At 60.5% G+C, this 15,267-nt stretch carries 11 protein-coding genes; all 11 read left to right on the top strand.

Translation table 11 applies throughout. The features are described 5' to 3' along the window. Nucleotides 1-31 precede the first annotated feature (31 nt). The 11 genes from M9827_RS00335 to mdoH all read left to right on the top strand — a co-directional run bounded on the left by M9827_RS00335 (nt 32) and on the right by mdoH (nt 14,968). On the top strand, nt 32-1,000 hold the full coding sequence (locus tag M9827_RS00335; protein ID WP_250602810.1) for an ABC transporter substrate-binding protein: 969 nt from the start codon (nt 32-34) through the stop codon (nt 998-1,000). A gap of 70 nt (nt 1,001-1,070) precedes the next feature. Continuing rightward, a complete protein-coding gene (locus M9827_RS00340) occupies nt 1,071-1,922 on the top strand; it encodes an ABC transporter permease (RefSeq protein ID WP_007949591.1) in 852 nt (283 codons plus the stop codon). After that, complete coding sequence (locus M9827_RS00345; protein WP_123449374.1) at nt 1,919-2,749, top strand: quaternary amine ABC transporter ATP-binding protein; 831 nt, start codon at nt 1,919-1,921, stop codon at nt 2,747-2,749. Before M9827_RS00340 ends, M9827_RS00345 begins: the two co-directional genes overlap by 4 nt. A 188-nt stretch (nt 2,750-2,937) precedes the next feature. Continuing rightward, nucleotides 2,938-4,461 (top strand): HAL/PAL/TAL family ammonia-lyase, encoded by a 1,524-nt coding sequence (locus tag M9827_RS00350; protein WP_250602811.1) that lies wholly within the window; start codon nt 2,938-2,940, stop codon nt 4,459-4,461. A 116-nt stretch (nt 4,462-4,577) separates the two neighbouring features. Beyond that, the gene (gene hutH / locus M9827_RS00355; protein ID WP_134178407.1) at nt 4,578-6,110 is read left to right on the top strand and encodes a histidine ammonia-lyase; all 1,533 of its coding nucleotides are present in this window, start codon (nt 4,578-4,580) and stop codon (nt 6,108-6,110) included. A gap of 584 nt (nt 6,111-6,694) precedes the next feature. Beyond that, the gene (gene hutI, locus M9827_RS00360; protein WP_250602812.1) at nt 6,695-7,900 is read left to right on the top strand and encodes an imidazolonepropionase; all 1,206 of its coding nucleotides are present in this window, start codon (nt 6,695-6,697) and stop codon (nt 7,898-7,900) included. Between the two features lie 10 nt (nt 7,901-7,910). Next, complete coding sequence (hutG, locus tag M9827_RS00365; RefSeq protein ID WP_250602813.1) at nt 7,911-8,714, top strand: N-formylglutamate deformylase; 804 nt, start codon at nt 7,911-7,913, stop codon at nt 8,712-8,714. 195 nt (nt 8,715-8,909) lie between these two features. Further along, nucleotides 8,910-9,881 carry a prolyl aminopeptidase gene (pip, locus tag M9827_RS00370; RefSeq protein ID WP_150603995.1) on the top strand — a complete coding sequence of 324 codons (972 nt, stop codon included), beginning with the start codon at nt 8,910-8,912 and terminating at the stop codon, nt 9,879-9,881. Next, entirely contained in the window at nt 9,878-10,315 is a 438-nt protein-coding gene (gene dtd / locus M9827_RS00375; protein WP_250602814.1) for a D-aminoacyl-tRNA deacylase, read from the top strand. The genes pip and dtd overlap by 4 nt, the downstream gene beginning before the upstream one ends. Before the next feature lie 305 nt (nt 10,316-10,620). Then, entirely contained in the window at nt 10,621-12,405 is a 1,785-nt protein-coding gene (locus tag M9827_RS00380) for a glucan biosynthesis protein G (RefSeq protein ID WP_250602815.1), read from the top strand. Next, nucleotides 12,398-14,968 carry a glucans biosynthesis glucosyltransferase MdoH gene (gene mdoH, locus M9827_RS00385; protein ID WP_250602816.1) on the top strand — a complete coding sequence of 857 codons (2,571 nt, stop codon included), beginning with the start codon at nt 12,398-12,400 and terminating at the stop codon, nt 14,966-14,968. Before M9827_RS00380 ends, mdoH begins: the two co-directional genes overlap by 8 nt. Nucleotides 14,969-15,267 lie beyond the last annotated feature (299 nt).

A 15,267-nucleotide genomic window follows, 5' to 3' on the forward strand; every position in this document is an offset into this window, starting at 1 on the left:
AAGCCAATTCATGATTAGGAGCGTCGAAACAATGAAATCGAACAAGACCCTGCTCACCACACTGCTGTCCATGGGCCTGTTGGCCAGTGCCGGTGCGACCCACGCCGCCGGCTGGTGCGAATCGGGCAAACCGGTGAAATTCGCCGGTCTGAACTGGGAAAGCGGCATGCTGCTGACCGACGTGCTGCAAGTGGTGCTGGAAAAAGGTTACGACTGCAAGACCGACAGCCTGCCGGGCAACTCCATCACCATGGAGAACGCCCTGAGCAGCAACGATATTCAAGTGTTCGCCGAAGAATGGGTCGGCCGTAGCGAGGTCTGGAACAAGGCCGAGAAGGCCGGCAAGGTCGTCGGTGTCGGTGCGCCGATCGTCGGCGCCGTGGAAGGCTGGTACGTGCCGCGTTACGTGATCGAAGGCGACGCCAAACGCAAGCTTGAGCCGAAAGCGCCGGACCTGAAAAACATCGCTGACCTGGGCAAATACGCGGCGATCTTCAAGGACGCCGAAGAGCCGTCCAAGGGCCGTTTCTACAACTGCCCGGCCGGCTGGACTTGCGAGCTCGATAACAGCGAAATGCTGAAAAGCTACGGTCTCGAAAACAGCTACACCAACTTCCGCCCGGGCACTGGCCCGGCGCTGGACGCGGCGGTGCTGTCGAGCTACAAGCGTGGCGAACCGATCCTGTTCTACTACTGGTCGCCAACCCCGCTGATGGGCCAGATCGACGCGGTGAAACTGGAAGAGAAACCGGGCGTCGACAAGACCGTGAGCATCAAGGTCGGCCTGTCGAAAACCTTTCACGACGAAGCCCCGGAACTGGTCGCCGTGCTGGAAAAGGTCAACCTGCCGATCGACCTGCTGAACCAGAATCTGGGACGCATGGCCAAGGAACGTATCGAGTCGCCAAAACTGGCGAAAATCTTCCTCAAGGAACATCCTGAGGTCTGGCATGCGTGGGTGAGCGACGACGCAGCCAAGAAAATCGACGCGGCCTTGTAGGTTGAGTTTATCCGGCTGCCGGTAACGGCAGTCGGACGCTTGATCGCAACCCCTTGATTGAGAGTCTCTTATGTTTCCCGAAAGCTTTACCTTTTCCATCGCCGACTGGGTCAACGGTTGGGTCGATTCGCTGGTCACCAACTACGGTGATGTATTCCGCCACATCTCCGACACCCTGCTGTGGGCCATCGTCAATCTCGAAGGTTTGCTGCGTGCGGCGCCGTGGTGGTTGATGCTGGCGATCGTCGGTGTGGTCGCCTGGCATGCCACGCGCAAAGTCGTGACCACCGCGGTCATCGTCGGTCTGCTGTTCCTCGTCGGCGCCGTCGGCCTGTGGGACAAGCTGATGCAGACGCTGGCGCTGATGATGGTCGCGACGATCATTTCGGTGCTGATCGGCATTCCGCTGGGGATTCTCTCGGCGCGCAGCAATCGCCTGCGTTCGGTGCTGATGCCGCTGCTCGACATCATGCAAACCATGCCGAGTTTCGTTTACCTGATCCCGGTGCTGATGCTGTTCGGTCTGGGCAAGGTCCCGGCGATTTTCGCCACGGTGATCTACGCCGCGCCGCCGCTGATTCGCCTGACCGATCTGGGCATTCGCCAGGTCGACGGCGAAGTTATGGAAGCGATCAACGCCTTCGGCGCCAACCGCTGGCAGCAGCTGTTCGGTGTGCAACTGCCGCTGGCCCTGCCGAGCATCATGGCCGGGATCAACCAGACCACCATGATGGCCCTGTCGATGGTGGTGATTGCCTCGATGATCGGTGCCCGTGGCCTCGGTGAAGACGTATTGGTCGGGATTCAGACCCTCAACGTCGGACGCGGCCTCGAAGCCGGTCTGGCGATCGTGATTCTCGCAGTGGTCATCGACCGCATTACTCAGGCGTACGGTCGGCCACGGCATGAGGTGAGCAAATGAGCAACGCAACCGTGAGCAAGATCGAAGTCAAAAACGTCTTCAAGATTTTCGGCAACCGCGCCAAAGATGCACTGGCCATGGTCGGCCAGGGCAAGACCAAGGATCAGGTGCTGAACGAAACCGGTTGCGTGGTCGGGGTCAACGACCTGTCACTGAGCATCGGTACCGGCGAGATCTTCGTGATCATGGGCCTGTCCGGTTCCGGCAAATCGACGCTGGTGCGCCACTTCAATCGTCTGATCGACCCGACCAGCGGCGCGATCCTGGTCGACGGCGTGGACATCCTGCAATACGACATGGACGCCCTGCGCGAATTTCGCCGACACAAGATCAGCATGGTGTTCCAAAGCTTCGGCCTGCTGCCGCACAAGTCTGTGCTCGACAACGTTGCCTACGGCCTGAAAGTGCGTGGCGAGAGCAAGCAAATGTGCTCGGAGCGCGCGCTGCACTGGATCAACACCGTGGGCCTCAAAGGCTACGAAAACAAATACCCGCACCAGCTCTCCGGCGGCATGCGTCAGCGTGTCGGCCTGGCCCGCGCCTTGGCGGCGGACACCGACATCATCCTGATGGACGAAGCGTTCAGTGCGCTGGATCCGCTGATCCGCGCCGAAATGCAGGACCAGTTGCTGGAGCTGCAAAAGACCCTGCACAAGACCATCGTCTTCATCACCCACGACCTCGACGAGGCCGTGCGCATCGGTAACCGCATTGCGATTCTCAAGGATGGCCGGCTGATTCAGGTCGGCACGCCAAGAGAGATCCTGCATTCGCCGGCGGATGAGTATGTCGACCGGTTCGTGCAGCGGCGGGCGGCAGTGGTTTGATCTGAATTATGCAGTGCACTGACTGGCCCTATCGCTGGCAAGCCAGCTCCCACAGGGGTTGTGTGAACAATGAGGGCTCGCAGGCCCAGTTCCTACAGAGATTGTGTGAACACTGGAGATCCTGTGGGAGCTGGCTTGCCAGCAATGAGGCCGGTAAAGCTGCATCAATATTACGGTTGAGGTTTTAGATGTCCCAGGCTGAAAAAATCGTTATCACCGGCGCCCCTCTGCGCTGGCAGGACGTGGTCGCTGTCGCCCGTCACAGCGCGCCGCTGGAACTGTCCAGCGACACCTGGGCGCGCATCGAAAACGCCCAAGGTATCGTCCAGCGCATCGTCGCCAGTGGCGAACGGGCTTATGGCGTCAACACCGGTCTGGGCGGCTTGTCCAACGTCTCGCTTAAAGACGAACAACTCAGCCAACTCTCGCGCAACACCCTGCTCAGTCACGCTTGCGGCGTGGGCCCGGTACTCGCCGACGAGCAGACTCGCGCGATCATCTGCGCGGCGATCCACAACTACAGCCACGGCAAATCCGGGATCCACCGCCGCGTGGTTGAAGGCCTGCTGGCGCTGCTCAATCGCGGCATCACTCCGCAAGTGCCATCGCAAGGTTCGGTGGGCTACCTGACGCACATGGCGCATATCGGCATCGCGCTGATCGGCGTCGGTAATGTCAGCCATCGCGGCCAGATTACCTCGGCGCAACAGGCATTGGTCGAAGAAGGTCTGCAGCCGGTGCAACTGGGTGCGAAGGACGGCTTGTGCCTGGTGAACGGCACGCCGTGCATGACCGGCCTCAGCTGTCTGGCAATTGCTGATGCGACGCGTCTGGTGCAGTGGGCCGATGTCATCGGCGCGATGAGTTTCGAAGCCCAGCGCGGTCAGATCGATGCGTTCGATGCCGAGATCATCGCGTTGAAACCGCACCCGGGCATGCAGCAGGTCGGCGTCAATTTACGTGCGTTGCTCGATGGCAGTGACGTGATCGCCTCGAGCAAAGGCATTCGTACTCAGGACGCCTTGAGCATCCGTTCGATCCCGCAGGTGCACGGCGCCGCGCGCGATCAACTGGAACACGCGATCAGACAGGTCGAAGCCGAACTCAATGGCTGCACCGACAACCCGCTGTTGCTCGGCACGCCGGACAACTTCCGGGTGATGTCGCAAGCCAACCCGCATGGGCAATCGGTGGCGATGGCGGCGGATCTGCTGGCGATTGCGATGGCCGAAATCGGCTCGATTGCCGAGCGTCGCCTCGATCGTCTGGTCAACCCGCACGTCAGCGGTCTGCCGGCGTTTCTGGTGGCCAATCCGGGGGTGAATTCCGGGATGATGATCGTGCAATACGTCGCCGCATCGCTGTGTGCGGAAAACCGTCAATTGGCGCAACCGGCGGTGCTCGATAACTACATCACCTCGGGCCTGCAGGAAGACCATTTGAGCATGGGCACCAACGCCGCGCTGAAGCTGCACCGCGCGCTGGAAAACTGCACGCAGATCCTCGCCATCGAGTACCTGCTGGCGGCGCAGGCGTTTGAATTTCTCAAGGAACAGCGCTTTGGCGTGGGCACTGACCGCGCGTGGCGACTGCTGCGCGAAACGGTCCCGGCCTACGATCAGGATCGCTGGCTGGCGCCGGACATCGCTGCCGCTGCGAGCGTTTTGAAAAACACGAATCTGCCGCACAACGTTTTACCGAATTTGCACTGACCAATACCCACGCCAGCGTGCCAAGGCGCGACTCCCCAAAAGGCGAGACGCGACGGACAACGGACATCTCCGGAGCGTCTGGCGAGTTAATAACAAACTCTCAAAAGGAGCACAAAATGACTGCGCTGAACCTGATTCCCGGCCAACTGAGCCTGGCCCAACTGCGTGATGTCTACCAGAACCCGGTCAAGCTGACGCTCGACAACAGCGCCTCCGCGCAGATCGAAGCCAGCGTCGCCTGCGTCGAGCAGATCCTCGCCGAGAACCGCACTGCGTACGGCATCAATACCGGTTTTGGCCTGCTGGCCTCGACGCGCATCGCCAGCGAAGACCTGGAAAACCTCCAGCGCTCGCTGGTGTTGTCCCACGCTGCGGGTGTCGGTCAGCCGATCAGCGATGAGCTGGTGCGGCTGATCATGGTGCTCAAGGTCAACAGCCTCAGCCGTGGGTTCTCCGGCATCCGCCGTGTAGTGATCGATGCGCTGATCGCGCTGATCAACGCCGAGGTCTATCCGCACATTCCGCTGAAAGGTTCGGTCGGTGCCTCGGGTGACCTCGCGCCATTGGCGCACATGTCGCTGGTGCTGCTGGGCGAGGGCAAGGCGCGCTACAAGGGCGAGTGGATGGAAGCCACCGAAGCGCTGAAAGTCGCCGGTCTGACCCCGCTGACCCTGGCCGCGAAAGAAGGCCTGGCGCTGCTCAACGGCACTCAGGTTTCCACCGCGTTCGCACTGCGCGGCTTGTTTGAAGGTGAAGACTTGTTCGCTGGCGCGCTCGCGCTGGGCGGTCTGACGGTTGAAGCGGTATTGGGTTCGCGCTCGCCGTTCGATGCACGCATTCATGCGGCTCGCGGCCAGAAAGGTCAGATCGACGCTGCCGCTGCTTACCGCGATCTGCTCGGTGAGCGCAGCGAAGTCTCCGACTCGCACCAGAACTGCGAAAAGGTTCAAGACCCGTACTCGCTACGCTGCCAGCCGCAAGTCATGGGTGCCTGCCTGACGCAGTTCCGTCAGGCTGCAGAAGTGCTCGCCGTCGAAGCCAACGCGGTTTCCGATAACCCATTGGTATTTGCTGCCGAAGGTGACGTGATTTCCGGCGGTAACTTCCATGCCGAACCGGTGGCCATGGCCGCTGACAACATGGCGCTGGCCATCGCCGAGATCGGCTCGCTGAGCGAACGCCGCATCTCGCTGATGATGGACAAGCACATGTCGCAACTGCCGCCGTTCCTCGTCGCTAACGGTGGTGTGAACTCCGGCTTCATGATCGCGCAAGTAACTGCGGCAGCACTGGCCAGCGAAAACAAGGCGCTGTCCCATCCGCATTCGGTCGACAGCCTGCCGACCTCGGCCAACCAGGAAGACCACGTGTCGATGGCTCCGGCCGCCGGCAAGCGTCTGTGGGAAATGGCCGAGAACACTCGCGGGATTCTCGCGGTGGAATGGCTGGCGGCGGTGCAGGGCCTGGATCTGCGTAACGGCCTGAAGACCTCGGCGAAGCTGGAACAGGCGCGGGCGATTTTGCGTAAGGAAGTGCCGTTTTATGAGAAGGACCGGTTCTTTGCGCCGGACATCAATGCGGCGACTGAATTGTTGGCTTCGCGGTGTTTGACTGAGCTGGTTTCGGCGAAATTGCTGCCTAGTTTGTAAGTGTGTTTTCAGGGGGAGTTTTGTTGTTAGTGAAATCGATCCCCCTCACCCCAGCCCTCTCCCCCAGGGGGGAGAGGGGGAAGGGAGCCGATCTTCATGGTTTTCAAAGCCTGGGTTCGGCTCGAGATTTTCAAGTCGCTGTACCTCGACATAACAACCCGGTCAGTCCTTCTTCTCCGGGAGTGAGAGGGGGAAAAGAGCAGATCCTCGTGGTTTTCAGAGCCTGAGTTTGGCTCAAGATTTTCAGGTCGCTGTACCTCGACATAACAACCCGGTCAGTCCTTCTTCTCCGGGAGTGAGAGGGGGAAAAGAGCAGATCCTCGTGGTTTTCAGAGCCTGAGTTTGGCTCAAGATTTTCAGGTCGATGTACCTCGACAGAACAACGGTCAGTCCTTTTTCGTCCCTGTGAGAGAGAGGGAAAAGGAAGTCGATCTCGGTGAGCTTCAAGGCCTGAGTTCGGCTCAAGACTTTCAGGTCGGCGTACCTCGACAGAACAACCCGGTCAGTCCCCTCTCCCTCCGGGAGAGGGCTAGGGTGAGGGGCTTTTCAAGGCTACCCACCAAACCAACTAACGGAGGCCAACAGTGAAAACCCTCTGGCAACACTGCCACGTCGCAACCATGGCGCAGGGCGTCTACTCGATCATCGAGGATGCGGCCATCGTGACGTCCGGTGCGCTCATCGAGTGGATCGGCCCGCGCAATCAATTGCCGTCCGGCGAATACCCGGCGGTCAATGACCTGCAAGGCGCGTGGGTCACCCCCGGCCTGATCGACTGCCACACCCACACGGTGTTCGGTGGCAACCGCAGTGGCGAATTCGAAAAACGTCTGCAAGGTGTCAGCTACGCGGAAATCGCCGCGTCCGGTGGCGGCATCGCCAGCACTGTGCGTGCGACGCGCGAAGCCACTGAAGATGAACTGTTTGCCAGCGCCGCCAAACGTCTGAAAAGCCTCATGCGCGACGGCGTGACCACGGTGGAAATGAAGTCCGGTTACGGCCTCGACCTGGCCAACGAACGCAAGATCCTGCGGGTCATCCGTCGCTTGGAAAAGGAGCTGCCAATCAGCGTGCGCAGCACCTGCCTCGCCGCTCATGCATTGCCGCCGGAGTACAAGGATCGCGCCGACGACTACATTGATCTGATCTGCACTGAAATGCTCCCCGCGCTGGCTGCCGAAGGGTTGGTCGACGCCGTGGACGCTTTCTGCGAATACCTGGCGTTCTCGCCAGAGCAGGTCGAGCGAGTGTTCATCGCCGCGCAAAAACTCGGCCTGCCAGTGAAGCTGCATGCCGAACAGCTGTCATCGCTGCACGGCTCCAGCCTCGCCGCGCGATACAAGGCGTTGTCTGCCGATCACCTGGAGTTCATGGACGAGGCCGACGCCATTGCCATGGCCGCATCCGACACCGTCGCGGTGCTGTTGCCGGGCGCGTTCTACTTCCTGCGTGAAACCCAGCTGCCGCCGATGGACGCCTTGCGCAAGCACAAGGTGAAAATCGCCATCGCCAGTGACCTCAACCCCGGCACCTCGCCGGCGCTGTCGTTGCGCCTGATGCTGAACATGGCCTGCACTTGCTTGCGCATGACCCCGGAAGAAGCCCTGGCCGGCGCGACCATTCACGCCGCACAAGCGCTGGGCATGGCCGACACCCACGGTTCGCTGGAAGTCGGCAAGGTCGCCGATTTCGTCGCCTGGTACATCGATCGCCCGGCGGATCTGGCCTATTGGCTCGGTGGTGATCTGGATAAACGCGTCGTGCGTCACGGCGTCGAATCAAATCTATAGGAGGGCGGTTGTGGATAAGGTTCTGAGTTTCAAACAAGGTCGTGTGCCGTTGCTGATCAGCATGCCGCATGCCGGCGTGCGCCTGACCCCAGCGGTGGAAGCCGGGTTGATCGCCGATGCGAAAAGCCTGCCGGACACTGACTGGCATATCCCCCGGCTTTACGATTTTGCTGAAGAACTGGGCGCCAGTACATTGGCTGCCGAGTACTCGCGTTTTGTCATTGATCTAAATCGGCCGTCCGACGACAAACCGTTGTACGCCGGTGCAACCACCGGGCTGTATCCGGCGACGCTGTTCGATGGCATCCCGTTGTTCCGCGAAGGGCACGAGCCGTCGAAAGAAGAGCGCGCAACTTACCTGGAACAGATCTGGACGCCTTACCACCGCACGCTTCAGGAAGAACTGGCGCGATTGAAAGCCGAATTCGGCTACGCGCTGCTGTTCGACGCGCACTCGATCCGCTCGATCATCCCGCACCTGTTCGACGGCAAACTACCGGACTTCAACCTCGGCACCTTCAATGGCGCCAGTTGTGATCCGCAATTGGCCACGCAACTTGAAGCGATCTGCGCGCGTCACGGCCAATACAGCCACGTGCTCAACGGACGCTTCAAGGGCGGCCACATCACCCGTCATTACGGCAACCCGGCCGAAAACATCCACGCCGTGCAACTGGAGCTTGGCCAGTGCACCTACATGGAAGAGTTTGAACCGTTCCGCTATCGCGACGACCTGGCCGAGCCGACGCGGGTGGTGCTCAAAGAGTTGCTGCAAGGCTATCTGGCCTGGGGCGAAAAACACTACGGCGGCTGATCCACCCCTGTAGGAGCTGCCGAAGGCTGCGATCTTTTGATCTTTCTTTTGATTCTGAAAAGCAAAGTCAAAAGATCGCAGCCTTCGGCAGCTCCTACAGAGCATGCTCATTGACGTAAATCGGGTTTATGATGCCCAACGGCAGAATAATAGAAGTCCCCCCAGGGATGACCTCGACCCCTTACGGAGCGCGCAATGCAGACTTTGTTTCCGCAGATCAAACCTCACGCCCGGCACGATCTGGCTGTCGATGACACCCATACGCTGTACGTCGACGAGAGCGGTTCACCGGAGGGTTTGCCGGTTGTGTTCATCCACGGCGGCCCCGGCGCCGGTTGCGACGCGCAGAGCCGTCGCTATTTCGATCCGAACCTGTATCGCATTGTCACCTTCGACCAGCGCGGCTGCGGCCGTTCCACGCCGCACGCCAGCCTGGAAAACAACACCACTTGGGATCTGGTCGCCGATCTTGAGCGCATCCGCAAACACCTGGGCATCGATAAATGGGTGCTGTTCGGCGGCTCGTGGGGCTCGACCCTGGCGCTGGCTTACGCGCAAACCCACCCTGAGCGTGTGCACGGTCTGATCCTGCGCGGGATTTTTCTTTGCCGCCCGCAGGAGATCGAGTGGTTCTATCAGGCCGGTGCCAGCCGTCTGTTCCCCGATTACTGGCAAGACTACATTGCGCCGATCCCGCTGGACGAGCGCGACGACCTGCTCGGCGCTTTCCACAAGCGCCTGACCGGCAACGACCAGATCGCCCAGATGCACGCGGCCAAAGCCTGGTCGACCTGGGAAGGGCGAACCGCGACCCTGCGGCCGAACCCGTTGGTGGTCGATCGCTTCTCCGAACCGCAGCGCGCGCTGTCGATTGCCCGGATCGAGTGCCATTACTTCACCAACAATGCCTTCCTTGAGCCGAACCAGCTGATCCGCGATATGGGCAAGATTGCCCACCTGCCCGGCGTGATCATTCATGGTCGTTACGACGTGATCTGCCCGCTCGACAACGCCTGGGAGTTGCATCAAGCCTGGCCGAACAGCGAACTGCAGGTGATTCGCGATGCCGGTCATGCTGCGTCCGAACCGGGCATCACCGATGCGCTGGTACGTGCGGCGGGCAACATGGCCCGGCGCTTGCTCGACCTGCCGCCTGAAGAAGCATGAAAGGGCTGTTACAGCGCGTACGCGGTGCGCGGGTTGAAGTCGCCGGCGAAGTGGTCGGCGCGGTAGATCACGGTTTGCTGGTGCTGGTGGCGGTCGAACCCGACGACACGCGTACCAGCGCCGACAAACTTCTGCATAAACTGCTTAACTATCGGGTGTTCAGTGACGCGGAGGGCAAGATGAACTTGTCCCTCGCCGATGTCGGCGGTGGGTTGCTGCTGGTCTCGCAGTTCACCCTCGCGGCCGACACCAAAAGCGGGTTGCGTCCGAGCTTTTCGACGGCGGCGCCTCCGGCCTTGGGCGAGGAATTGTTCGACTATCTATTGAACAGTGCGAAACAGGTGCATGGCACTGTGGCATCAGGTAGATTCGGCGCCGATATGCAGGTGCATTTGGTCAACGATGGCCCGGTTACCTTTTTGTTACAGACCTGAAAGCGCTTGAAACACCTTTTTGGGAAATTTCGACCGTTTTTAGGGTGTTTTCGCGATAAATACTTTGTTACCCCTGATGCGTTGTCATGCGGGCTACTAGATAATCGCGCGCACTGGGATCAGCGTTCGCTGATTCATTTTTGACTTAGGTAGAGACTTGTCTGGATCCGATTGGGGAATCATTTTGCCCCAACGGAGTCGGAACAATGCTCGCCAACCTGGCATATAGATAGCTGGCCGTTGGTTTTTTGATCTGTTTTCGGCGAGGGTTGCTCGTGATTGTTAGTCCCTGTAATGCAGCAAAAATGTCTGCCAAACGCATGCGAAGTGCCCTGGTAGCGGGTTCGGCGCTCCTGTGCCTGCTCAGCGCCGGTCAGCTTTGGGCGTTCAATCTTGACGATGTATCGGCCAAGGCCAAAGAGCTGGCCGGGCAGAAGTTCGAAGCCCCGCGCAGCAACCTGCCGAACGAATTCCGCGACATGAAGTTCGCGGACTATCAGAAAATCCGCTTCCTCACCGAAAAGGCTGAGTGGGCTGATCAGAAGACCCCGTTCAAACTGTCCTTCTATCACCAGGGTATGCACTTCGATACACCGGTGAAAATCAACGAAATCACAGCGAACACCGTCGAAGAGATCAAATACGATCCGACGCGCTTCGATTTTGGCGACCTGAAATTCGATCCGAAAGCCACCGAGCAACTGGGTTATGCCGGTTTCCGTGTTCTGTACCCGATCAACAAGGCCGACAAGCAAGACGAAATCATGACCATGCTCGGCGCGAGTTACTTCCGCGTTGTCGGCAAGGGCCACACCTACGGCCTCTCGGCTCGTGGTCTGGCGATTGATACCGCGCTGCCGTCGGGCGAAGAGTTCCCGCGTTTCCGCGAGTTCTGGATTCAACAGCCGAAGCCGGGCGACAAGCACCTGGTGATCTTCGCTTTGCTGGATTCGCCGCGCGCTACCGGTGCCTACCGTCTGATTCTGCGTCCGGGCAGCGACACCATTGTCGACGTCAAGGCGCAGATGTTCCTGCGTGACAAGGTCGGCAAACTGGGTATCGCACCGCTGACCAGCATGTTCCTGTTCGGCGCCAACCAGCCGTCGAAAGTCCTCAACTATCGTCGTGAGCTGCACGACTCCAGCGGTCTGTCGATCCATGCCGGCAACGGCGAGTGGATCTGGCGTCCACTGAACAACCCTAAACATCTGGCTGTGAGCAACTTCAGCGTCGAAAACCTGCGTGGTTTCGGTCTGCTGCAACGTGGCCGTGACTTCAGCCACTACGAAGACCTCGACGACCGCTACGACAAGCGCCCAAGCGCCTGGATCGAGCCGAAGGGCGACTGGGGCAAAGGCACCGTTGATCTGGTCGAGATTCCGACCGCCGACGAAACCAACGACAACATCGTTGCGTTCTGGAGCCCGGAAACCATGCCGGAGCCGGGCAAGCCGCTGGAATTCGCCTACCGCATGCACTGGACCATGGACGAAGCGGCGATTCACGCGCCGGACAGCGCCTGGGTTTCCCAGACCCTGCGTTCGACCGGTGACGTCAAGCAATCGAACCTGATCCGTCAGCCGGACGGCAGCGTTGCCTACCTGGTCGACTTCGAAGGCCCATCGCTGGCCGCGCTGGCCCCGGATGCCGACGTGCGCAGCCAGGTCAGTGTTGGCGACAACGCCGAACTGGTCGAGAACAGCGTGCGCTACAACCCGGAAACCAAGGGCTGGCGCTTGACCCTGCGCATGAAGATCAAGGACCCGAGCAAATCGACCGAGATGCGTGCTGCACTGGTGCAGCCAGTCGTGACCGCTGATCTGGCCAAGTCTTCGGTGCTGGCGTCCAACTCGTCCGTCGCCAAGGCCGACAAGGTTGCCGCCAAGCAACAAGAGAAAATCGACAAGGAAGCCAAGGCCGCCGAGGCCAAACAGGCTGACGCCAAGCCAGCCGCAGATGCCAAGGACAAGGCCAACAAAGACGCCAAGCAGCCAGCCGCTGCGGACGCGGCCCCAGCCACACCGGAATCGGCACCGACTGAAGAAGTCCTGACCGAGACCTGGAGCTATCAGTTGCCTGCCGATGAGTAACTCTCAAGTACAGCCAGAGACTCTGTCCGAGTATCTGGCGCATCTGCCGATGACCGACGAGCAGCGCGCGGAACTCGCGGGCTGCCAGTCGTTCAGCGAGCTGCATGAACGCCTGTCATCTTCAACGTTCGACGCTCCTGCCGAGGCCGCCCAGGCTTCGGTGGGCAAGCGCCTGATCCTCAGCACCGCCGAAGAACTTGAAGACGCGGAGATGCTGGTGCTCGATGCCAGCGGTCGTGTCAGCATGAAGGCGACGCCGCCGATCCGTCGGACCAAAGTCGTGCCGGAGCCGTGGCGCACCAATATTCTGGTGCGTGGCTGGCGCCGTCTGACCGGTCGCACCAACCCGCCGCAGCCGCCGAAGGACGAAAATGTCCTGCCGGCCGCGCGCTGGCGCACCGTCGGTTCGATCCGTCGCTACATTCTGTTGCTGCTGATGCTGGGTCAGACCATCGTCGCCGGCTGGTACATGAAAGGCATCATGCCGTACCAGGGCTGGTCGTTCGTCGATCTCGAAGAAGTCCTGCATCAGCCGCTGCTGCAAACCGCCACGCAGGTACTGCCGTATGCGCTGCAAACCAGCATCCTGATTCTGTTCGGGATTCTGTTCTGCTGGGTCTCGGCCGGTTTCTGGACCGCACTGATGGGCTTCCTCGAGTTGCTCACCGGTCACGATAAATACCGTATCTCCGGCAAAAGCGCCGGCAACGAGCCGATTGCCAAAGACGCCCGTACCGCGCTGGTCATGCCGATCTGCAACGAAGACGTACCGCGCGTGTTCGCCGGTCTGCGGGCGACATTCGAGTCGGTTGCTGCCACCGGTGATCTGGATCGCTTCGACTTCTTTGTCCTCAGCGACAGTAACGACACCGACATCTGCGTCGCCGAGCAGCAGGCCTGGCTGGACGTCTGCCGCGAGGCCAAAGGCTTCGGCAAGATCTTCTATCGCCGTCGCCGCCGTCGTGTGAAACGCAAGAGCGGCAACCTCGACGACTTCTGCCGTCGTTGGGGCGGTGACTACAAGTACATGGTCGTGCTCGACGCTGACTCGGTGATGAGCGGCGAGTGCCTGACCAGTCTGGTGCGCTTGATGGAAGCCACGCCGGACGCCGGGATCATCCAGACCGCGCCACGTGCGTCGGGCATGGACACGCTGTATGCGCGCATGCAGCAGTTCGCCACTCGCGTGTACGGCCCGCTGTTTACCGCCGGTCTGCACTTCTGGCAGTTGGGTGAATCCCACTACTGGGGTCACAACGCGATCATCCGCATGAAGCCGTTTATCGACCACTGCGCCCTGGCGCCGTTGCCGGGCAAAGGTGCGTTCTCCGGTGCGATCCTGTCTCACGACTTCGTTGAAGCCGCGCTGATGCGCCGTGCCGGTTGGGGTGTTTGGATTGCCTACGACCTGCCGGGCAGCTACGAAGAACTGCCGCCAAACCTGCTCGACGAACTCAAGCGTGACCGTCGCTGGTGCCACGGCAACCTGATGAACTTCCGTCTGTTCCTGGTCAAAGGCATGCACCCGGTACACCGCGCGGTGTTCCTGACGGGCGTAATGTCGTACCTGTCGGCGCCGTTGTGGTTCTTCTTCCTGGTGTTGTCGACCGCGCTGCTGGCGGTGAACACGCTGATGGAGCCGCAGTACTTCCTCGAACCGCGTCAGCTCTATCCGTTGTGGCCACAATGGCACCCGGACAAGGCGATCGCGCTGTTCTCGACCACGATCGTGCTGCTGTTCCTGCCGAAACTGTTGAGCATCATCCTGATCTGGGCCAAGGGCGCGAAAGAGTTCGGCGGCAAGTTCAAGGTGACCCTGTCGATGCTGCTGGAGATGTTGTTCTCCATGCTGCTGGCGCCGGTGCGGATGATTTTCCACACCCGTTTCGTCCTCGCCGCGTTCCTCGGCTGGGCCGCAACCTGGAACTCGCCGCAGCGTGACGACGACTCCACGCCATGGAGCGAAGCGGTCAAACGTCATGGCCCGCAAACCCTGCTGGGTTTCTGCTGGGCGCTGCTGGTGATCTGGCTGAACCCGAGCTTCCTCTGGTGGCTGGTGCCGATCGTCGGTTCGCTGATGCTGTCGATCCCGGTGTCGGTGATCTCCAGCCGTGTCGGTCTGGGCCTGAAGTCCCGTGACGAGAGCCTGTTCCTCATCCCTGAGGAATACAATCCGCCGCAGGCGCTGCTGGCGACCGATCAGTACACCCACGAAAACCGTTACCACGCCCTGAACGACGGCTTCGTCCGCGCCGTGGTCGATCCACAGCAGAACGCTCTGGCGTGCTCGCTGGCGACTTCGCGTCACGGTCAGGCCGAGCCGATTGAATGGCTGCGTCAGGAACGTGTGCGTCACGCGATCAAGGTTGGCCCGGCCGGGCTGAACAACCATGATCGTCTGCAACTGCTGAGCGACCCTGTGGCGCTGGCACGTCTGCATGAGCAGGTCTGGGCAGAAGGTCACGCCGAGTGGCTGGATGCATGGCGGGCGTCGGTGAAAGCCGATCCGCATGCGCCGCTGCTGCCGTTGCGACCGGTGAGCCTGCAGGCTCAGCCGGCCTGATAAAGAAACCCCGCGATGTTGCGGGGTTTTTTTTGCCTGCTGAAAAGCCCCTCACCCTAACCCTCTCCCAGAGGGAGAGGGGACCGACCGCGTTGAATATTCGAGTTACACCGACCTGATCCTGCTTTGCCGAATCCATAATCGACTCGATCTTTCAGGTCGGCGTATAGCTTGAGACACCTCGGTCGGCCCCCTCTCCCTCCGGGAGAGGGCTGGGGTGAGGGTCAGCCTTTGATTGTTAAACAAATCGCCCATTAAACCTTGTGCAAAAAAACGAGTGCGTTAGCATCCGTCCCCGA

Origin of the sequence: Pseudomonas sp. AKS31, assembly GCF_023634765.1 — a bacterium.
Lineage (GTDB): Bacteria > Pseudomonadota > Gammaproteobacteria > Pseudomonadales > Pseudomonadaceae > Aquipseudomonas.